The 19,935-nt window shown below is 35.9% G+C and carries 17 protein-coding genes; 2 read left to right on the plus strand and 15 right to left on the minus strand.

Annotated features, from left to right (window positions below; genetic code table 11):
* Positions 1-55: 55 nt before the first annotated feature.
* The 4 genes from F5ESL0233_RS07165 to F5ESL0233_RS07180 form a co-directional block, all read right to left on the minus strand.
* Positions 56-1,453 (minus strand): MDR family MFS transporter, encoded by a 1,398-nt coding sequence (locus F5ESL0233_RS07165; RefSeq protein WP_122059463.1) that lies wholly within the window; start codon positions 1,451-1,453, stop codon positions 56-58.
* Between the two features lie 42 nt (positions 1,454-1,495).
* Positions 1,496-1,939: a MarR family winged helix-turn-helix transcriptional regulator gene (locus F5ESL0233_RS07170; protein WP_122059464.1), complete on the minus strand. Its 444-nt coding sequence runs from the start codon at positions 1,937-1,939 to the stop codon at positions 1,496-1,498.
* 89 nt (positions 1,940-2,028) lie between these two features.
* Positions 2,029-2,394, minus strand: a complete 366-nt coding sequence (locus tag F5ESL0233_RS07175) for a hypothetical protein (RefSeq protein WP_090092513.1) — start codon at positions 2,392-2,394, stop codon at positions 2,029-2,031.
* 33 nt (positions 2,395-2,427) lie between these two features.
* The gene (locus F5ESL0233_RS07180; protein ID WP_122059466.1) at positions 2,428-3,618 is read right to left on the minus strand and encodes an LCP family protein; all 1,191 of its coding nucleotides are present in this window, start codon (positions 3,616-3,618) and stop codon (positions 2,428-2,430) included.
* Positions 3,619-3,767: 149 nt separating this feature from the next.
* Between F5ESL0233_RS07180 and pepF the strand changes: the two genes are divergently transcribed.
* Complete coding sequence (pepF, locus tag F5ESL0233_RS07185; protein WP_122059468.1) at positions 3,768-5,573, plus strand: oligoendopeptidase F; 1,806 nt, start codon at positions 3,768-3,770, stop codon at positions 5,571-5,573.
* 58 nt (positions 5,574-5,631) lie between these two features.
* Here pepF and F5ESL0233_RS07190 read toward each other — a convergent pair whose 3' ends face one another.
* From F5ESL0233_RS07190 to F5ESL0233_RS07240, 11 genes are all read right to left on the minus strand, one after another.
* Positions 5,632-6,774, minus strand: coding sequence for an ArgE/DapE family deacylase (locus F5ESL0233_RS07190; protein ID WP_122059469.1), 1,143 nt, complete (start codon positions 6,772-6,774; stop codon positions 5,632-5,634).
* A gap of 11 nt (positions 6,775-6,785) precedes the next feature.
* Positions 6,786-7,532 (minus strand): amino acid ABC transporter ATP-binding protein, encoded by a 747-nt coding sequence (locus tag F5ESL0233_RS07195; protein WP_118896146.1) that lies wholly within the window; start codon positions 7,530-7,532, stop codon positions 6,786-6,788.
* Positions 7,525-9,018, minus strand: a complete 1,494-nt coding sequence (locus tag F5ESL0233_RS07200; protein ID WP_122059471.1) for an ABC transporter substrate-binding protein/permease — start codon at positions 9,016-9,018, stop codon at positions 7,525-7,527. Before F5ESL0233_RS07200 ends, F5ESL0233_RS07195 begins: the two co-directional genes overlap by 8 nt.
* Before the next feature lie 351 nt (positions 9,019-9,369).
* A complete protein-coding gene (locus F5ESL0233_RS07205) occupies positions 9,370-10,599 on the minus strand; it encodes a lactate oxidase (RefSeq protein WP_122059473.1) in 1,230 nt (409 codons plus the stop codon).
* A 160-nt stretch (positions 10,600-10,759) separates the two neighbouring features.
* Positions 10,760-11,557, minus strand: a complete 798-nt coding sequence (locus tag F5ESL0233_RS07210) for a metal ABC transporter permease (RefSeq protein ID WP_090092520.1) — start codon at positions 11,555-11,557, stop codon at positions 10,760-10,762.
* Positions 11,557-12,177 (minus strand): metal ABC transporter ATP-binding protein, encoded by a 621-nt coding sequence (locus F5ESL0233_RS07215; RefSeq protein ID WP_118897756.1) that lies wholly within the window; start codon positions 12,175-12,177, stop codon positions 11,557-11,559. Before F5ESL0233_RS07215 ends, F5ESL0233_RS07210 begins: the two co-directional genes overlap by 1 nt.
* Positions 12,178-12,228: 51 nt before the next feature.
* Positions 12,229-13,422: an SLAP domain-containing protein gene (locus tag F5ESL0233_RS07220; protein ID WP_090092521.1), complete on the minus strand. Its 1,194-nt coding sequence runs from the start codon at positions 13,420-13,422 to the stop codon at positions 12,229-12,231.
* A gap of 22 nt (positions 13,423-13,444) precedes the next feature.
* Positions 13,445-14,329 carry a metal ABC transporter solute-binding protein, Zn/Mn family gene (locus tag F5ESL0233_RS07225; RefSeq protein ID WP_122059474.1) on the minus strand — a complete coding sequence of 295 codons (885 nt, stop codon included), beginning with the start codon at positions 14,327-14,329 and terminating at the stop codon, positions 13,445-13,447.
* 158 nt (positions 14,330-14,487) lie between these two features.
* Entirely contained in the window at positions 14,488-16,428 is a 1,941-nt protein-coding gene (locus F5ESL0233_RS07230) for a fructose-specific PTS transporter subunit EIIC (RefSeq protein ID WP_122059476.1), read from the minus strand.
* A 15-nt stretch (positions 16,429-16,443) separates the two neighbouring features.
* The gene (pfkB, locus tag F5ESL0233_RS07235; protein WP_122059477.1) at positions 16,444-17,358 is read right to left on the minus strand and encodes a 1-phosphofructokinase; all 915 of its coding nucleotides are present in this window, start codon (positions 17,356-17,358) and stop codon (positions 16,444-16,446) included.
* Entirely contained in the window at positions 17,358-18,113 is a 756-nt protein-coding gene (locus F5ESL0233_RS07240) for a DeoR/GlpR family DNA-binding transcription regulator (RefSeq protein WP_118896155.1), read from the minus strand. The genes pfkB and F5ESL0233_RS07240 overlap by 1 nt, the downstream gene beginning before the upstream one ends.
* A gap of 158 nt (positions 18,114-18,271) precedes the next feature.
* On the opposite strand from F5ESL0233_RS07240, the gene F5ESL0233_RS07245 reads away from it, so the two are divergent.
* Complete coding sequence (locus F5ESL0233_RS07245; protein WP_122059479.1) at positions 18,272-19,618, plus strand: threonine/serine exporter ThrE family protein; 1,347 nt, start codon at positions 18,272-18,274, stop codon at positions 19,616-19,618.
* The last annotated feature ends 317 nt before the right edge of the window (positions 19,619-19,935 follow it).

Consider the following 19,935-nt stretch of genomic DNA (forward strand, 5'->3'; position numbering starts at 1 on the left):
AAGTCGATTTTTTAGCTTGTTTTTGATAAAAGATTAGACAATTTCTAGAAAATTTTTAGTAGTACCTCTTATTTTGCGGTAAAAAAAGCGAACACGCCATTCCTACAAAAGCTAAGCAAGTTAGCAAAATAAATGCTGCATGAAATCCATTAGCAAGTGCCACTGTCTTATTAGTTGAGCTATTAGCAGTAAGTGATACTATTAGCATAGCAATTGCTGTCCCAAATGAACCCCCAATTTGACGTAAGGTAGAAGCAGCAGCATTAGCATGTACTGTCAAATTTGGTTTCACTAGATTAATTCCAGCAGTAAAAGTATTCATCATCGTAAATGAAATTCCTATCATCCTGATTGCATAACATATACTAATATTTAATAGATTAGTTTGAGCATTGAAAAAAAGCATTGGTAGGGTTCCTAAAATAAGCATTGTGAAACCAAATAATGAAATTTTTTTAACTCCTAATTTATCATATAAACTACCAGCAATAGGATTGCAAATCATCATTATAATTGCTCCTAGCATAAGAACCAATCCAGAAGTTAAGGCACTTTCAGCTCGTATGGTTTGCAAATATAGTGGCAATAAGAGTTCCACGGCTACCATTGCAATATTGCTACATGTACTTAACAAGCTACATAGATCGAATTGCCAATTTTTAAACACTCGAACATCTAATAATGGCTGCACTAAATTTAATTGACGATGGACAAATAAAGCAAGTATAACTATGCCTAAGCCGAATAATACTAATAATATTGGTGTAACCTTACCAGTATTACCAACCTCTGAGAGAGTATACAGTGTCAACCCAAATCCAATTATTGATTCAACAAAAGAAACAAAATCCGTTGCTCTACTTTTTGGAATGGTAATATTTTTCACTACCGAAATTGCCGCAACCATGACTAGTAGGCTAGCAATACTTAATGTCAAAAACAACATACGCCAACTAAAATATTTTAGAATCAAACCAGAAATGGTTGGACCAATTGCTGGACCAAACCCAATTACTAAACCCGTAATTCCCATTGCCATTCCGCGTTGCTCTTTAGGAAACAAAAGTAAAATTACATTTTGCGTAAATGGCATTAAACTACCAGCGGCTACCGCCTCAATCAAACGTCCCAACAATAAACATTCAAAGTTTGGAGCTGTTAAACAAATTAACGAACCAATTAAAAAAATTGACATCATTGTTAAATAATTACTTTTCAATTGAAATGATTCAAAAATCCAAGCAGAAATAGGTATCATTAGACCAACAACTAACAAATATGCAGTAGTTAACCACTGAGCTGTTGTTTGACTAACATTTAATGAATTCATGATTGTAGGTATTGCATTATTAAGGAAGGTTTCAGCTAATAATGCTACAAATGAACCAAATAAAAGCACAATCATCATTGAATTACGACTACTTTTTGATATTTTTTTAAAATTTTGTTCCATAATTTCCTCTTTAGTGTAGCAAACTACACTTTTGACAAATAATTATTTTAAATTATTTATGATAACATCTAATATAGCAACCAGCTTATTTCTCTCACTTTCAGTTAGATGCGCGCTGATTTTATGATTAACTTCATTCATTACAGCATATATTTTATCAATTTGTGCCCGCATTAGGTCCCTTCCCTTGAGGGTTAAATTCAAAGTCACCTGCCGATGATCACTGGCTAAAAAACCGGTTTGAACCAATCCAGCATTTTCTAAGCGTCTAACAACACTACGAATAGTTGGATGACTTAACACAAACTTGTCAGCTAATTCTTTTTGAATTATAGGTTCATTATCTGCCTCATAAAGAACAACTAAAATCATACTTTGGACACCAGTAAGACGATAATTACCAAATATACTACTCATTTGATTATTAAGCTCGCGTTCAATTAAGGTATTTGCAACTTTAATCTTTGACCCAATTTCTTTTTTCATTTTTACCTCACAAATGTGTAGTTTACTATATATTTTATAAAAAGCAATAGTAGCAAGTAAATTTTTTAATAACCTTACTACGATTTAGCTTAAAGTGATTTTCTTTCCCGTTCATACTTTTGTAGCGCATCTAAAACCCTAGGCCAATAATGTTTAGGTAAAATCAACTGTAACTTATTATTATAGATGGGGAAATCTGTTTTTTTCATTCCAGTAATTTGAGCTAAATCTTCATCTGATAAGTTAAATTCACTAGCTATGCGCTTAATTTCAACAGAGGCATGACCACGAAACCATGACAAAATGAAAAAAATAATTGCAAAAAAACTAGCTACTAAAATTGAAAGAGATACTTTCCAGTTAAAAGAATGCTGAGCAATAAAAAAAACAGCAATAAAGGCAATTAAAGCAGAAATCAAACCATAAACTATAGGGAAAATTGATTGTTTTTTCATTTTGATCCTTTCTACTTTTTACTCAAAAAAATTCTATTTATCGATTGCATTAACATTTACACTTGTATCAGCGTTACTTTGAGATTTATTATCTTCTTCACTCGAAATAACTGAATGATAGATTTGATAATTAGTAAATGGATTGGGATCTTTCCATTTAATATTATTATTTTGTTCATTCATGGTGTTCAATCGCGTTTCATCATTATCCAATACTTCTTTTGTCAGATTTAAGTTAGTACGTAGTTTATTGGAAGCTTTTTGCAGTTCACTGGTTGGAGCCACTTGAATTGATGAACCATTTATCCAAGCATCATGACCTTGAATATAATTACTATCAAGATTTTGGGAACAATTGCGATAATTTAAGGCCAACGCTAGCATGTCATTAAAGGTCAGATTAGTTTTCACATATTTGGTAAAAATTTTGACTAGTTTGCGATAATTGGCTACAGAGTCTACTGAAATTGCTTTATTAACGACGGCCGTAATTACTTGCCGTTGCCGCATTTGCCGGCCATAATCTCCCCGCGGATCATCATGCCGCATCCGCACATAAGCTACCGCATGACGACCATTCAAATGCTGCTTACCTTTATGAAAATCACACCAATCATAAGAAAACTTAAAGGGTACGTTAACATCTACCCCACCAACTGCATTCACTAGATTTTTAAGCGCCTGCATGTTAACTTCCACATAATAATAAATAGGGACATTCAGAAGTGCTGATACCGTGCGCATTGAAGCGGAGCTCCCCCCAACACCATAAGCAGAATTTACCCGAAAAATATTATATTTATCACCAGGATCGCCTAAAATATTGGCTAATGTATCACGCGGAATTGAGGTCATCGTTGCCTTACTCTTATCTGGATTAGCTGTTGCCAAGATTAAAGTATCTGAATTACCCCGATCATGGCGGCCTTCGATACCTTGATCAACTCCCAGAATTAAAATTGAAATTGGTTGCTTATTTGCAATCCGCGCTGAAGTAGCAAAATCACCATTTTCGCCATCAATTGCACTATGCAAGGTAAAATACATATGCGCAGCCCATGCTAGACTGCAACAAATCCCAAAAACCACAATAATACCACAAATTCTAGCAAATACATTACCTTTGTTGGTCACTTTGGGTTTAGCAAAAACTTGATTACGATAAAGATTCGTAGACGCTCTCCTTCTACGATAGTCTTCTCTACGTTTTGAATTTGGATTCATTACTTTTATTTAATCCCTTCATGATTTGTCCATGTTTATTTGTATCACTTTCAAAGTTGAATTAGAATATTAACAAATATAATTAATAATATCTTATTTTTTGCTTTTTGGCATAATTATTATCAAACATATATAAAGGAGAAACTTTAATGACCATTCCGAAAAGAAAAGATGTACCTGTCAATCTTACTTGGGACTTAACCCGCGTTTATCAATCCGATAATGCTTGGGAGGATGCATATAATCAGATAAAAAAAGAAATATCTACTTTAAACGATGTACAAGTTAATTTTACTAATTCCGGTCATAATCTTTATGCTGGTTTAACTAAAATATTACTAGTCCAGCGCCAACTAGAAAAAATCTATGTTTACGCTACAATGTCAAGTGATGTTGATACAACTAACGCACATTACTTAAATTACGTTGCTCGTGCTCAAGCGATTGCCAGTGACTTTGCAGCTGCAACTGCCTTCATTAATCCCGCAATTTTAAATCTTTCTCAAGAAAAGCTGACTGCATTCAAGCAAGAGGAGCCACGCCTTAGCGAATACGACCACTTATTAGAACAAATTGCCCAACTTAAGCCCCATACACTAACTTTTGAAGAAGAAAAGCTTATTGCCGCTGCCGGTGATGCACTAGAAACTTCTGAAAACACCTATAATGTATTAACTAATTCTGATCTAGAATATGGTTATGTCGAAAATGATCAGCAAGAAATGGTACAACTATCTGATGGCCTATACTCTGTTTTAATTCAATCCCAAAACCGTGCTGTTCGCCAAGGTGCCTTTGAATCAATGTACACTACTTATGAGCAATTTCAAAATGCACTGGCCTCAACCCTTGCAGGAGTTGTTAAAAAGCATAACTATATTGCCAAGGTTCATCATTATGATTCCGCCCAAAAAAGTGCGTTAGCTGAGAATAATATACCTTCAGTTGTTTATGACACTCTAATTAAAGCCGTGGACAAGCATCTAAATTTATTGCACCGCTACGTTAACTTACGTAAAAAAATCCTTAACCTTGATGATTTACAAATGTGGGATATGTATGTACCTTTAACGGGTAAACCTTCCCTGACATATACTTTTGAGCAAGCTAAAGCTGAGGCTAAAAAGGCCTTAATCCCTCTGGGCAATGATTATTTACGTCAAGTAGACTATCTATTTAATAATCGCGTTATTGATGTGGTTGAATCGCAACATAAGACTACGGGAGCTTATTCAGGTGGGTCTTATGATACTGACGCATATGAGCTTTTAAATTGGGCCAATAATGTCGACTCTCTTTATACATTAGTTCATGAAACCGGACATTCGGTTCACAGTATGTTTACAAGACAAAATCAACCCTACGTCTATGGTGATTATCCCATTTTTGTCGCAGAAATTGCTTCAACCACTAATGAAAATATTTTGACTGAGTACTTTCTTCAAAATATTACCGATCCTTTGACGCGAGCCTTCGTACTTAATTACTATCTTGATTCATTCAAAGGTACACTGTACCGGCAGACGCAATTTGCTGAATTTGAGCAATACATTCATCAAATGGATGCCCAGGGTGAACCATTAACTGCTGATTTTCTTAATAGCGCCTATGGTAAACTTAACCAGCGCTACTATGGCAATGCAGTTGAAGCTGGTAGCGCTATTGATAAAGAATGGGCTCGTATACCACACTTCTACTATAATTTTTATGTGTATCAATATGCAACCGGATTTGCAGCCGCTACTGCTTTGGCCAATAAGATTGTTTATGGCACAGTGCAACAAAAAGAAGCTTATATCAACTTTTTAAAATCGGGTTCTAGTAATTACCCCGTAGCAATTATGCAAGCTGCAGGTGTTGATATGACTAAGCCTAATTATTTAGAAGAAGCCTTTGCTACCTTTGCTAAACGACTTGAAGAATTTGAAACTATTGTGAATAATAATTTTAAATAATATTTATATAAAAAGCACTTTCGTTAGAAAGTGCTTTTTAGTTATCGCCTTCTTATAATTAAATATATTCTTGCCAAAAGCGCCAAGCTAATACCTGATACAATTTACATCCTAATAAGTAGTCCTCTATTTTAATAAATTCATTTGGTTGATGATCAGTTTTACCTTCCGCTGGCCCTAAAATAATTACAGGAAAATTGCCAGCTTGAATATATTCAGAGGCATCAGTCGCACCTGTTCCTGCTGTAAATTCGCAGTCTTTACCAAATTCTTGCTGAACAACTTCTTGTGCCAATCTGGCTAATTGACTATTAGATTGATCTGGTAGGGGTACTTCAGGATAACTGTAACGAATTGAAAGCTTTGCTCCTTGAGAATTTAATTTTGCAATTATCCGTTCTAACTCACCACAAATTTGATCATTCGGATATTTCGGAGTTGTCCGAATATTACCAGAAAGCCAAGCCTGATCTGGCACAGAATTAATTTGATTACCACCCTGAATCTGACTAATCACATGTGTCAAAGAACCTAAAATAGGATCTTTTTCTTGGTGACTATCCATTAAAGATTGCGCCTGTTGTGCAAACTGAATTAGTGGCATAATAGCATTTTTACCTTCTTGTGGGATAGAGGAATGTACGCATTTTCCACTTGAAGACACATAATAATCGATTATCCCTTTATGTGTTACTCGAATATTAAAATTGGATGGCTCACCAATAATAAGTCCGTCCAAGTCTTGAACATAACCTTTCTTGGTTAGTTGCGCAGCCCCATATTCACCAGTTTCCTCACCAACTGAAGCCAAAAGACGAATTCGACCAGGTAACTTTTTGCCACTCTCAAGTAAGTCAAGCATTGATACAATCATCGCAGCTAATCCAGATTTCATATCGCTGGCTCCACGACCATAAATTTTTCCATCATAAAGCGTTGGTGTAAACGGTGGAAATTGCCAATTGGTTTGATTCCCAGCATCTACAACATCTTCATGACCAGAAAAGCCTAATAACGGTCCCTTATTGCCTAGTGTAACAACTAAATTATCCCGACCAGGTTTATAAGTAATACGCTCAATTTGGACTGGGTAATTAGCAAATAAAGCTACTATATAGTCTGCCACTAAGCTTTCATGATCGTTCGCCGAATCAATTGCTAATAAATCAGTCAAAATCTTTATTGCACGCTTCTCATCCACAATTTTTCCTCTTACGTTTCTAATACCTTCGCCAAAAAGTCTTGAGCCCTTTGTGTTTTTGGGTGTGAGAAAAATTCTTCTGGTTTCGCTTTTTCTTGGATATAGCCATCAGCCATGAACCAAATTTCATCAGCAACGTTTTTGGCAAACCCCATCTCATGCGTTACAACAACCATCGTCATTCCTTTTTGTGCTAAATCCTGCATTACTTTAAGAACTTCACCAACCATCTCGGGATCAAGTGCAGACGTAGGTTCATCAAATAACATTACTTCTGGTCCCATTGCTAAGGCCCGCGCAATAGCAACTCGCTGTTGTTGCCCTCCAGAAAGACTGGCTGGAAAAGTATCAGCCTTATCTTCCAGTCCCACTTGTTTTAAGAGCTCAATTCCCGTTGCTGTAGCCTCTTTATCACTAACATGCTTAACTTTCATCGGAGCTAACTTAATATTTTCAATAATATTCATATGGGGAAATAAATTAAACTGTTGAAAAACCATACCCATTTTTTCACGTAAAGTATCAAGTTGATTTTCACTTAAAGCTGTTAATTCTTTGTTTTTAAATAAAACTTTCCCCGCAGTTGGCTGATCCAACAAGTTAATACAACGTAAAAAGGTACTTTTACCAGCACCAGATGGTCCAACTAAACAAATAACCTGACCATCCCGAACCTCAGCATTAATATCCTTTAAAATGTTATTTTGACCAAACGATTTTTTTAAATGTTCAACTTTAATCACTGTCTCATTAGTCATGTTTCATTTTCCTTTCAAATACTTTCATTAAGCTGGATAAACTAAAAGTAATAATAAAGTATAAAATCATCGTGATGACTAAGGGCATAACACCTCGATAAGTATCCGCTTGAACAATTCGCGATTGGTAAATTAAATCCTTAACTCCAATGACCGATACAATTGAACTTTCTTTAATAAGGGAAACAAATTCATTACCAAGTGCTGGCCAAATATTTTTCATTGCTTGAGGCATAATCACATAACGCATTGTTGCTGAGCGAGAAAGCCCTAATGAACGTGAAGCCTCTGTTTGTCCTTTGGCAATTGAACTAACCCCCGAACGAATTACTTCGGCCACATAAGCAGCTGAATTAAGAGCAACAGCAATAATTCCTGATAATAGTGCTGGAATATTAATAATTAGCCCTAACCCAAAATAAATAAAAAGCAACTGTACCATTAATGGCGTTCCCCGGACAAATTCAATATAGGCCGTAGCAATTGTATGAGCAAATTGATTATGGCTTAACCGCATTAGCGCTAAGATTGCACCAAGTAAGAAGCCAAAGAAAACCGAAATTGCTGAAATGAATAAAGTATACCCCACACCAGCTATAAAGAAATCCTTATATGCCCACATTGAATTAGAGGCCTTAGCAGCCTTTTGGCTTTTACCATTGATCAAATATTTACCAGCTTTAGGTAAATAAACCTGATTAATCAGGTCTTTTTGTTTAATTTCTGCTATCGACTTATTAGCTGCATTTACTAAGCTCTTTGCCCCTTTATGAAAAGCAATTGCTGAGCCAGCTGAATCAACCTTAAAGCCTGATGGAATAGCAGTAATACCAGAGGTATTCTTTGCAAAAGCACCGGCAGTAGCCGTATCAACAGCAACAGCATCAAACTTTTTGGTTTGCAAACCTAAAATCAAATCACTATCTTTATCCATTGTTTTTAATGTAACTTTTTTAGCCTGCTCTTTAATAAGCGTGGCCTGTAAACTACCGGTTTGTGCACCAACTGCCTTGCCGGCAAATGAGTGATAATCATGATATTTATTCTTGTCAGAAGTTCTGATTAAAAGATCCTGACCACTTTTGTAATATGCATGACTGAAGTCTACACTTTGTGCCCGTTTTGGCGTTGCATCCATACCGGAAATAACCATATCAATTTTGCCAGTTTCTAATGCTACCAGTAATGAATCAAAGTCCATTGTCCGGACAACCAGCTTAACACCTAAATCGTGCGCCACCTTTTTTCCGATTTCAACATCGATTCCCTCGACTTTCGACTTGCCATTAATATTTTTGACAAATTCATATGGAGGAAAATCAGGACTAGTCCCCATTATCAGTTCGCCTTTTTGTTTAACTTTTTGTAAATAATTATCTGTCACCTTGGGTGCTGTTTTACCAGCAGCACCAACATTTTGCGGGATTATGGTTAGTAGTATCATTAACAATAGAATACTTTCAAGCCATTTCCATGCTTTTTTCATTGTTTTCCCTCCGTGTATGTAATAAAAATAATTATAATAATCAAAAAATAAAAGTACAACGACTAATTCAAAATTCGGCATAGATAGCAGTCATCCAAAGAACCTATCACAAAAAATATAATAATTTAATTATATTATTTTAGTTAATTAATAACAAAAATAAATAAACATAATTATAATTTAATTTATTTTATAGAATTACAATTTAAATTTCAATATTTTAGTATGTCTCCTAAATTTGATTATAATAAAAACTCCGAAGTTAAGACAACTTCGGGGTTTTTATCAATTTTTACAATAGTAATCTTTTTCAAAATTAAACAAAGCCCAGCAACAGGTAAAAACAATTAATTATAAATGAGATGCACCTGAAACAGTATCCGTGCCACCAGCTTTAAGTTGGTTTTCCTTAGTTACAGGATAAGGCTTGATTCTTTCAGGGTCTGTATTTGATCTTAGATTATCAGCCGTATAATTAATATTAGTGATTTTAGCATGCCGAATGTCAGCAACAGTTTTACAACCCGTCAATTGCATATCAATCAAAAGTTCCTTATTTAATTGCTCAATTACTGATTGCACCCCTTTAGCTCCACCTAGAGCCAAACCATAAAGATATGGTCGCCCAATTCCGACTAAATCTGCTCCTAGTGCTAATGCTTTAAAAACATGAGAACCACGGCGAACACCCGAGTCAAAAACAATTGGTACACGATGGTCAACCGCCTTAGCAATTTCAGGTAGCATATCAATCGTTGCTGGTCCACCATCAATTTCACGACCGCCATGGTTGGTAACAACAATTCCATCAGCACCAGCTCCTATTGCTAAATAGGCATCTTCAGCACAAACAACTCCCTTAACGAAGACTGGCAACCCGGACATTTCCTTAATCCGCTTAATATCTTCAGGACCTATCTTTTGAGCAGAAGAGGCATACATTTGAGCAACAGTTTGCCCCTCTCCTTTTGTACCTTGATAGCGAGTGAAAAAGTCAAGGGGAACTGGAAAGGCGAATTGTGTACGTAGATTAGCTTCACGAAAGCCAGAAACTAGCGCATCTACAGTTAAAAAGATACCTTGATAGCCTGCTTTTTTAATTGCATCAAAGACCATTTGATTAAAATTCCAATCTTTACTTAAATAAAGTTGGAAAAAGCGTGGTGCCTCAGGAGCGGCTGCAGCAATGTCTTCTACACTCTTATTAGCATAGGTACTCGAACTAAACAATGCTCCTGCTGCGGCTGCTCCTTTTTGAGTAGCCACTTCCGCATCTTGATGTGCAATTCCATGACATGCAATCGGTGAAATCATTATTGGTGTCTTCAACTTCATTCCCATAAAATCGGTATCAAGCTGCGGATCTGCCATATTAGTCAAAGCGCGCGGAACAATCTGAAAATGATTAAAAGCAACGGTATTATTTCGCCATGTCCATTCATTTTCTGAACCTGATGCAATATAGTAATATGCGCCCTCCGGCATTACTTTTTTGGCACGTTCCTCAAGTTCATCAAGGTTAATCATCTTTATATATTCATCACGATCACTTTGGGGAAAATCATTATAATAAACTGTCATAAAAAAAAACTCCTTTATACGTATAACTATCTAAATACTATTATACATGAAAGAGCTTTCTTGAGTTAGTGAAATAAAATAAAATTAGCTTTAATAATGGTCTTATCATTGCTTATTTTTTCACAATATAGGTAATTAATAATAACATCACTACTTTAAATCACAAATTATGTCTAAACATATTAATAAAGTAAATTATTAAGTAAATAGCTACTTCAATTACAGCAATAAAAAAGGTTACTGGTAAATTAGTAATAAAACCCAGATATAACCCTAGCCAGACTCCAATCAGGGCAAAGAAGACTGACCAAGCAATCATACTGGGAACAGTTTTACCAAGGTAATTGGCTGTAGCTGGTGGTAAAGTCAATAAAATGAACACCAAGAGCGAACCAACTATTTGTGCACCAATAGAAACAGACATGGCTAAAGCTACTAAAAATACTAAGCTAACTATTCCAGTTTTTATGCCGTGTGCGACTGCACCAATATGGTCAAAGGAATCAAAATTTAACGATTTTTGCATTCCAAAGATTAACATTAGAACAATTACTGATAATATAATCAGTTGCAAAACTCCTTGCTTATCAACACCAATAATACTACCAAATAAAATGTTAGTCGCATAATTGCTATTACTACCAGAAATCGCTAAAAATAAAACACCTAAGCCAATAAACAAAGCAGAAATTGCACTAATTGATGATTCTTTTTGCTCACTTCGCAGCGATAATTCACCCACACTAATTGATCCAAGCAAGGTAAACAATAACATTCCCCAAAGTGGACTTATTCCCAGCCAAACTGCAAAAGCTGCTCCAGCAAAGCCAATTTCTGATAGCGTATGGGCCAGAAAACTAAAATTACGTGAAACAACATAAACGCCTACCGTACCACAAGTTATTGCAATAAAAGTACTCGCTAAAAAAGCATTGCGCATAAAGTCAAATGCAAACATTATTCATACGCCTCCTCAAATTGGCTCATTTTACCTTGCTCGATTTGGCGATTATTTAAGTAAAGGTAATTTTGCATATATTTACGGGCCAATGGGACATCATGCGTCACAAATAAAACAGTTATCTTATGCTTTTCATTAAGATGCTTAATTAGTTGCATTAATTCATCTTTAGCTAAAGGATCCAGACTAGCTGTTGCTTCATCTAAAATAATCATATTAGGGTTGTCTAGAAGCGCTTGGGCTAAATAAGCCCGTTGCTTTTGACCACCAGATGCCTCGCCCATTCTTGTATGGCGAATTTTGTATAAATTCGTCTCTTCTAGTTGCTTTTTAATAGCAGACTTAGTTTTCTTGGTTTTAAAAATGGCAGAATTTAAACCAACAAAAGCTTCAATTGATAGCGGATACTCTGCATCAATATTACGAAATTGCGGTACATACCCTAAACGAACCGTCTTTGCAAACGTAAAACTACCAGATGTAGGTACTAACATATTCATTAAAATATTGATTAAAGTTGTTTTTCCTGTCCCATTTGGACCTAAGAGTGCAGTCATAGAACCCTGTTTCAGTTTAAAACTTAAATCCGAAAAAATCGTCTTTTTATCAAATTTCATAGATAAATGACTTACTTCCAAAATATCAGCCAATTTGCACTCCTTACTTAATTATTTAAAATTACCAACTTTAACAAATTGATTTAAACCAATTGGATAATATTTACTACTTTGTATTTTTACTGCACCACCATATGTGCGCAAATCAATTCCACGAAGTAATTTTCCAACCTTAACGCGATAACCATTACTATCATAAACAAAGGCATTATGGGTTAAATGTCTTAAACTACCCTCAACATTGCTAGCAACAACATACTTGTTAAGATCAATTTGTAAAAATTTCCGCCCTTTAATAATCTTATCACCATAAATTGTCAACTTAACGCCAGCTTTTTTCAAGGGCTCAGTTGTTGCCAGACCATTACCATCATAAATTAGGGCATCATGCAATAAAATCTTGGTACCAACTGGTTTAGGTAATACTTTATCAGTTGAATTATTATCTGTATCATTATTATCATTAGGAGTCTGTCCAGTGTTATTATTGCCATTGTCGCTAGGAGCGTTGCCAGCTCCACTATTACTACTACCAGTTCCAGTATTGGCGTCTGTATCGTCTAACTGGTCATAATAATATTTAATTAAATCAAAGAAACTATCCATTGAATAGCCCCATTTAGCAAAATAGCCATCAGGATCACCATGATCTGTTCCCCCCAAGAACTTAGATACGGCACTATGTGACCATACTGTTCCATTGCCATCATGGACTGCATTAGTTGGCGTAATATTATACCTATGCATTATTTGTGCTACATAAATTGCATCATTATTTATGCTTTTCGCAAAATCATTAATATTATTTTCTTGACATAATTCTACTTGAAAGAAGCGATTATTAGCATTAGGACCTGCTCCCCAAACGCCATAATTAGGTGTCATCATCTGAATTACCCCATTATGATCAACAAAAGCATGAACATATGAGTACATATTCATCCATTCACGATTGAAATAAATTGCTTCATCATGAGCACTTGCATTAGGCGTCGCAGTTTCATGAATTACCACCCCTTCTGGCTTACCCTTACGATAATAGAGGGGATTATCAGCATAAAAGCAGTTATACGGTATACCTTCTTGCTGCAACATTTTATAAAGATAAGTCAAACCACTATATGTATTCTGCTTAGCTAGATCATTGATTTTATCAGCTTTAACAGTAATTGGCCTGACCATGGTTTCTACGCTACCAACAATTAGCCCTGTTGCTAAAGCTAAAACTGCAATAATTTTTTTCATTTTCTTTTTCCTCGTATAACTATTACTTAGCAATTTTAGCTAAGCTTTGATAATTATCCGTCATCCAATCAAGATAAGTAGTTTTAACTGGAATGGTTTCTCGTACTTTTAAAACGGGAATTTTTTCCTTTTGTGCTAAGCGCACAAAGTTATTTACTGTTGTACTAGACGTTTGTGAGTTAACTACAAAGAAAGCAATTTTGTGTTTCTTAATACCGGCAGTCATTTGTTGAACAGTTGCTGGACTAGGATCAGTATTATTTTGAATTGCTTTTTCAAAATCTTGATTTGCTATTTTAAAATTGCCAGCTTGGAGTGCATAATCAAATACTGGTTCACTGACGTAGACAGGCTTCGAATGATGTTGCTCAAGTTGATTAACATTTTGTTGAATATCTTTGATTTTAGCCAAGTATGCTTGCCCCTTTTTGCGATAATAACTTGCATGCGTAGGATCTTTCTTACTTAATCGCTGAACTAAATCATCAACATATTTTTTGGGCATTGCCAAATCAAACCAGATATGCGGATTGGCCCCTTTCTTTAATCCTAATAGTTCTTCACCGACTAGAACCGGCTTTTTATCAACTGAAGAAGCTAGCTTATTCATCCAACTATCATATCCTAAACCGTTTGCGACTATTATATCTGCACTTGCCAATTTCTTAGCATCATTTGTTGTTGGTTCAAAGTCATGCGGATCGGAATTCGGATTTTTAATAATCGCTTCTGCCGTACCGTATTTACCAACTACATTTTTGGCAATATCTGCATAAATATTAGTTGTTGTTACAATTGTCATTTTGGTATTTTTCTTTGGCGTTTGCGTACAAGCAGTCAAAGTTAATACTATAAGCCCTAGCAAAGTGGTTAAAGTAAATAATTTTTTAAATTTAAATAAATTCATTATTATTGTCGTTCCTTTTTATAATATTTTAAAATAACGCGACCAGCAAATCTAACAAAATTTAATAGCCACTTACTTTTAATAACTATTATACACTAAAAATGCGCCACTATTTAAGTGACGCATTTTAAACATATGTTACATCTTATTCACTAATATTACTTATTAATTGGCTTCTTCCACAATCCCAAAATCACACCTGCGACAATTGAGCCAATGATTGTGGCTACAAAGTAAAGTAAAATATGGTTAGCTAGCGGTGATACCCATAAACCACCGTGAGGTGCTGGCACACCAATCCGCCAAAAACCAACTAAAGCTCCACCTACTGCTGACCCAACAATACATGAAGGGATAACATGCTTAGCATCAGCTGCAGCAAAAGGAATTGCTCCTTCAGTAATAAATGAGAAACCTAAAATCCAGTTAGTAATACCTGCACGACGTTCATCTTCAGTAAACTTATTCTTAAAGAAAGTAGTCCCGATAGCTGTCGCAAAAGCGGGTACCATTCCACCAACCATTACAGCAGCCATCATCACTGCTGCAACTGTTGAATGAGGATCATTAGCAAAAGCACCAGATGCAAATACATAAGCTGCTTTATTGAAAGGTCCACCCATATCGATTGACATCATCGCTGCTAAAATAGTTGTTAGCACTACTAAATTACCTGTCCCCATTTGATTTAGGAAATTAGTAATTGCAAAGTTAATTGAACTAAAAATTGGATTAACAATGTAGTACATGATAAGCGCAATCAATAGCAACCCTAGAATTGGGTAAATTAGCATTGGCTTCATACCTTCTAGAGATTTAGGCAGCTTGGCACACAGTTTCTTTAGGCCAACTACTAAATATCCAGCAATAAATCCGGAGGCAAGTCCACCCAAAAATCCAGCTGGTGATTTTGCATTAGTTACTACATTCGCCACATATGCTCCACCATATGCACCACTATAAACTGTTGCCATAAATCCACCAACAAATCCCGGCATTAAAGCAGGTAAGTCACCGATTGATTCAGCGATATAACCCGACAAGATTGGTACCATAAAGGCAAAGGCCATATTACCAGCATTATTCAAAAAGATGAAGGCTGGCGATTTTGGTCCACCAGCATAGTTTTCGATAATGAATGAAATAGCCATCAATATACCACCGCCAATGACAAATGGTAGCATATGAGAAACGCCGTTCATCAAGTTCTTATATACTGAACCCCAGAAGCTTTGCTTAGTGTTATCTTCTTCAGCTGATACTTGATCATCAGAATGATAAACGCTGGCTTTATCATTTAAAATATTATCAATCATTTCATCTGGTTTATTGATACCATCAACAACAGGACGATTAACTAAAGGCTTACCATCAAAGCGGGGCATATCAACTTTTTTATCAGAAGCAATCACTACACCCTTGGCACGACTGATTTCAGCTGCAGTTAACTTATCTTTAACTCCTTCAGAACCATTAGTCTCAATCCGTACCTCAACACCACGCTTTTTACCAGCTTTAATTAAAGCTTCTTGAGCCATGTATGTGTGCGCGATACCATTGATACATGCCGTAACACCAACGATTAAAGGCTTATCAGTATCACTAGCTGGTTTTTCATTTTCAGCTTTCTTAGCCGCATCGGTTTTTTCTTCCGCTTCTTCGAATAAAGCAATAACTTCTTCAGGTGTCTTGGCCTTCTTCAAAGCACTTACTAAATCTGGATTAATTAGTAAACTTGATAATTTGGCTAAAGCTTCAAGATGGGTATTGTCAGCGCCAGCAGGGGCAGCAATCATAAAGAAGAGGTAAACTGGTTGACCATCAAGCGAATTGTAGTCAATTCCTTGCTCACTTTTAGCAAAAAGTACGCGTGCCTTATTAATTGACTCATTACGAGCATGTGGCATTGCAATTCCGTCACCAATTCCAGTAGTTGATTCATTTTCTCGTGCCCAAATTGACGCAATAAAATCAGCTTCATTATTAACAATTCCAGTTTCAACTTCCAAATCAGCCATTTCTTGAATAGCATCTTCTTTGTTAGTCGCCTTCAGTGACATAATCACTGATTCTGGAGCTAAAATATCTCTTATTTTCATTTCAATCTTTCCTCATTACGAAATCTGTTCTACTTTAATTTGTGGTAAAACAGCATCAATTTGACTTTTAACTGCAATATCTTTAGTAAATGCTGTTGCTGCGCCACAAGCCATTCCAATTCGAAAGCTTTCTGCTGGATCCCCTGTTTGTACATAGGTTCCAACAAAGCCAGCAATCATTGAATCGCCGGCACCAACAGAATTAACAGCGGTACCAACTGCTCCTTTAGCATTATAAAAATGATCATGAGTAATCAAATAACCACCTTTACCAGCCATTGACACCATTACATTTTGTGCACCCATCTCAAGTAATTTATGAGCGCAAGTCAACATCTCTTCATCAGAATTAAAACTAGTGTTAAACAAATCGGCTAATTCATGATGATTAGGTTTAATGACCAATGGCTTATATTCTAAAGTATCTAAAAGAGCTGCTCCAGTTGTATCAACAACAAATTCTGCTCCGGCTGCTTTAATTGTTGGCAGTAACTGTTTATAAAAATCTCTAGGTAAGCCTGGTGCTAATGATCCACTTAAAACTACAATATCACCTTGTTTTAAATCGCTTAAACGGTCTTTAAAAGCCGTAATTTCTTGTGCAGTAATCTTAGGACCAGCAGCATTAATTTCAGTTTCTTGTTCAGCATGAATTTTTACATTAACGCGAGTAACATCAGAAATTGTCACAAAGTCATTAACAATACGGCGTTGATTTAATTGTTGCACTAGTTCTTTACCAGTAAAGCCACCGACAAAACCCCAAGCTGTATTATCAATTTTCAGTTGATTTAGGATTTGGGAAACATTAATCCCTTTACCTCCCGCTAAAAATGAACAGTTATTGCTTCGATTGACCTCACCACCGTTTACCTTTTCTAATTGAATCACATAATCAAGTGCTGGATTAACAGTGACTGTATAAATCATTAATTGGCCTCCCTTAAATTAATCTTAGTAGGTAATAAACCTTTTTGTTGTGCTTGAAGCACATTTGTAATCACAGTAACATCCTTTACATTGCCAAAAATTGCAAAGCTACGCTCACCAATTTTAGACGAATCAGCTAGAACATAAGTACAATCTGAACGTAATTGCGCTCTTTTTTTGATAGTCGCTTCATCAGGATCTGGTGTAGTTAAACCACCAGCATGGTCTATTCCATTTGTACCGATAAAACTAGCTGCAAAATTCATATTTTCTAGCTGTTCAAGTGCCGCTTGTCCAACCACAGCATGGGTATCATCTTTAATTCTGCCTCCCAAAAGTATGGTATTAATATTATGAGTAAGAGCACTCAAAGCCGTTTCTAAACCATTAGTAATCAGCGTAATTTGACCAACTTCAGCCAAGAAAGGAACCATTTCATAGGCAGTTGTCCCCGCATCTAGAAAAATATAGTCTCCTTCATGCACATAATGGGTAACTGCGTAATGAGCAATGCTAATCTTTTGTTCGTGATTCATTGTGAAGCGAATATGTTGCGAAACGTCATGAGCAAAATTATTAATGGATTGCGCCCCACCATGAACGCGCTTAATTCGCCCTTCATGCTCCATTTGAATTAGATCACGGCGAATTGTAGATTCTGATGTTGCAGTCATTTTACACAAATCACTGACATGACACAGTTCATATTGATTAACGTAGTTTTCAATTAATTTTTGTCGCTCCTGCGTTAGCATCCGCTTCACCTCTCTGGTTATTTTAGGCGGTTCAACCATTAAAAGCAATCATTTTCGCTCAAAATAATTCATTTTTATGCAAAATGAGTCTAAAATTCTCCTTTGGTGGTTGTGGTAGAATAAATATAACTTTTTAAGAAAGGCAGTCCCAGTTAATTATGGCAGTCAATGATATGCAACATCATTTATCAGCAAAACATCACATGAAAATCCATTGGAAAGATTTTTATAAAAGTGCTGATGATACCCTAATCAAAGATATTACTCTAGTTGAAAAAAGTTCGTTAGTTGGCAGAATTGGGGGGATGCTTTTAGAATGTGGTACAGGAGCCTGGCGCGTTCGTGACTCAATGAATTCAATTGCACGCGCATTGGACATTACCTGCTCGGCTGATATTGGATTAGTGACAATTGAATATACTTGTTTTGATACTGATAACCTATCTTATTCACAAACATTGGCACTAGCTTCAACCAATGTCAATATGAACAAACTAAACGCACTTGAAGATTTTGTTAGACGGTTCGAGCGGGACAACGATTACTTAACTATTGGTGAAGTTGATTATAATCTTAAAAAAATTGAGCAGCATACACGTAGCTACCCCCTGTATATTGCAGCTTTAAGTGCTGGCATAGCATGTGCTAGCTTCATTTTCTTACTTGGTGGTGGACTACCAGAAATGAGCTGTACTTTTCTAGGGGCACTAATTGGTAACTATATTCGAGGCTTAATGGGTGAACATAATATCACCTTAGTAGCCAAAATTGCTACCGGGGTAGCCGTTTCTTGTGCAGTTTATTTTATTTGCTTTAAGTTAGGACAGAAAATTTGGCTTTGGGATGCCAGTCACTCCTATGGCTATATTGGATCCATGTTATATGTTATTCCGGGCTTTCCCTTTATTACTTCTGGACTAGACCTCTCTAAACTTGATATGCGCTCAGGATTAGAAAGGATGGCTTATGCTATCTTGGTCATTATGATTGCTACAATGGCTGGTTGGGGAATGGCCACGCTACTCAATTTAGCACCAGGTACGATGCCTAAACTTAATTTAACACCATTTTTATTAACTATTTTCCGTCTACTTGCCAGTTTTTGTGGCGTATTTGGCTTCTCAGTAATGTTTAATTCTAAACCTTCGATGGCCCTAGTTGCCGCTTTAATCGGGGCAATTGCTAATACATTAAGGTTAAGCTTAGTTGAATTTAACCATATACCGGCCGCAATGGCTGCTTTTATTGGTTCCCTTTTAGCCGGCTTACTTGCCAGTTTTGTACGTGACAAGGTTGGCTTTCCTAGAATTGCAATTACTGTACCTGCAATTGTAATTATGGTTCCGGGCCTATACATGTATCAAGCAGTCTTTAATTTTGGAATAACTAATATTAATATCGGGGCTTATTGGATTATGAATGCTTTAATGATCATTATTGCCCTACCAATTGGCCTATTAATTGCTCGAATTTTGACTGATGCCAAATGGCGCCATGCAGATTGATTTTTGTTATTAAGAAAAGCCACTCCCTTAAGTAGCCCCGTCGACAAAACCGGTAAAACCAAATCAAGACCTAAAATATTGCCGTCCATTCTCCCAGTAATTAAAAAAGCCAGTATTTTACATACTGGCTTTTTATTATTTGCTCTTTCCTAAAACAAATTAATATGCTTAAGTTCCGAATCACTGCTTAAATCAATTTTTAAACAAAGTCACTCATTTTTTTGGCACTTACTTTTTCAAATTCAAAAATTTAACTTCCATAATGGCCTGACATACCTAAAGTTTTACTACATTATCCATATTCTGTAAGCTTTTTT

The sequence above is a fragment of the Lactobacillus sp. ESL0233 genome (assembly GCF_003692995.1).
Taxonomy (GTDB): domain Bacteria; phylum Bacillota; class Bacilli; order Lactobacillales; family Lactobacillaceae; genus Lactobacillus; species Lactobacillus bombicola.

What these genes read in the sequence shown, in the direction of transcription:
- F5ESL0233_RS07165 (WP_122059463.1), bottom strand. Translation starts at nt 1,453, where the DNA reads ATGGAACAAAATTTTAAAAAAATATCAAAAAGTAGTCGTAATTCAATG.
- F5ESL0233_RS07170 (WP_122059464.1), bottom strand. Translation starts at nt 1,939, where the DNA reads ATGAAAAAAGAAATTGGGTCAAAGATTAAAGTTGCAAATACCTTAATT.
- F5ESL0233_RS07175 (WP_090092513.1), bottom strand. Translation starts at nt 2,394, where the DNA reads ATGAAAAAACAATCAATTTTCCCTATAGTTTATGGTTTGATTTCTGCT.
- F5ESL0233_RS07180 (WP_122059466.1), bottom strand. Translation starts at nt 3,618, where the DNA reads ATGAATCCAAATTCAAAACGTAGAGAAGACTATCGTAGAAGGAGAGCG.
- pepF (WP_122059468.1), top strand. Translation starts at nt 3,768, where the DNA reads ATGACCATTCCGAAAAGAAAAGATGTACCTGTCAATCTTACTTGGGAC.
- F5ESL0233_RS07195 (WP_118896146.1), bottom strand. Translation starts at nt 7,532, where the DNA reads ATGACTAATGAGACAGTGATTAAAGTTGAACATTTAAAAAAATCGTTT.
- F5ESL0233_RS07200 (WP_122059471.1), bottom strand. Translation starts at nt 9,018, where the DNA reads ATGAAAAAAGCATGGAAATGGCTTGAAAGTATTCTATTGTTAATGATA.
- F5ESL0233_RS07205 (WP_122059473.1), bottom strand. Translation starts at nt 10,599, where the DNA reads ATGACAGTTTATTATAATGATTTTCCCCAAAGTGATCGTGATGAATAT.
- F5ESL0233_RS07210 (WP_090092520.1), bottom strand. Translation starts at nt 11,557, where the DNA reads ATGTTTGCATTTGACTTTATGCGCAATGCTTTTTTAGCGAGTACTTTT.
- F5ESL0233_RS07215 (WP_118897756.1), bottom strand. Translation starts at nt 12,177, where the DNA reads ATGAAATTTGATAAAAAGACGATTTTTTCGGATTTAAGTTTTAAACTG.
- F5ESL0233_RS07220 (WP_090092521.1), bottom strand. Translation starts at nt 13,422, where the DNA reads ATGAAAAAAATTATTGCAGTTTTAGCTTTAGCAACAGGGCTAATTGTT.
- F5ESL0233_RS07225 (WP_122059474.1), bottom strand. Translation starts at nt 14,329, where the DNA reads ATGAATTTATTTAAATTTAAAAAATTATTTACTTTAACCACTTTGCTA.
- F5ESL0233_RS07230 (WP_122059476.1), bottom strand. Translation starts at nt 16,428, where the DNA reads ATGAAAATAAGAGATATTTTAGCTCCAGAATCAGTGATTATGTCACTG.
- pfkB (WP_122059477.1), bottom strand. Translation starts at nt 17,358, where the DNA reads ATGATTTATACAGTCACTGTTAATCCAGCACTTGATTATGTGATTCAA.
- F5ESL0233_RS07240 (WP_118896155.1), bottom strand. Translation starts at nt 18,113, where the DNA reads ATGCTAACGCAGGAGCGACAAAAATTAATTGAAAACTACGTTAATCAA.
- F5ESL0233_RS07245 (WP_122059479.1), top strand. Translation starts at nt 18,272, where the DNA reads ATGGCAGTCAATGATATGCAACATCATTTATCAGCAAAACATCACATG.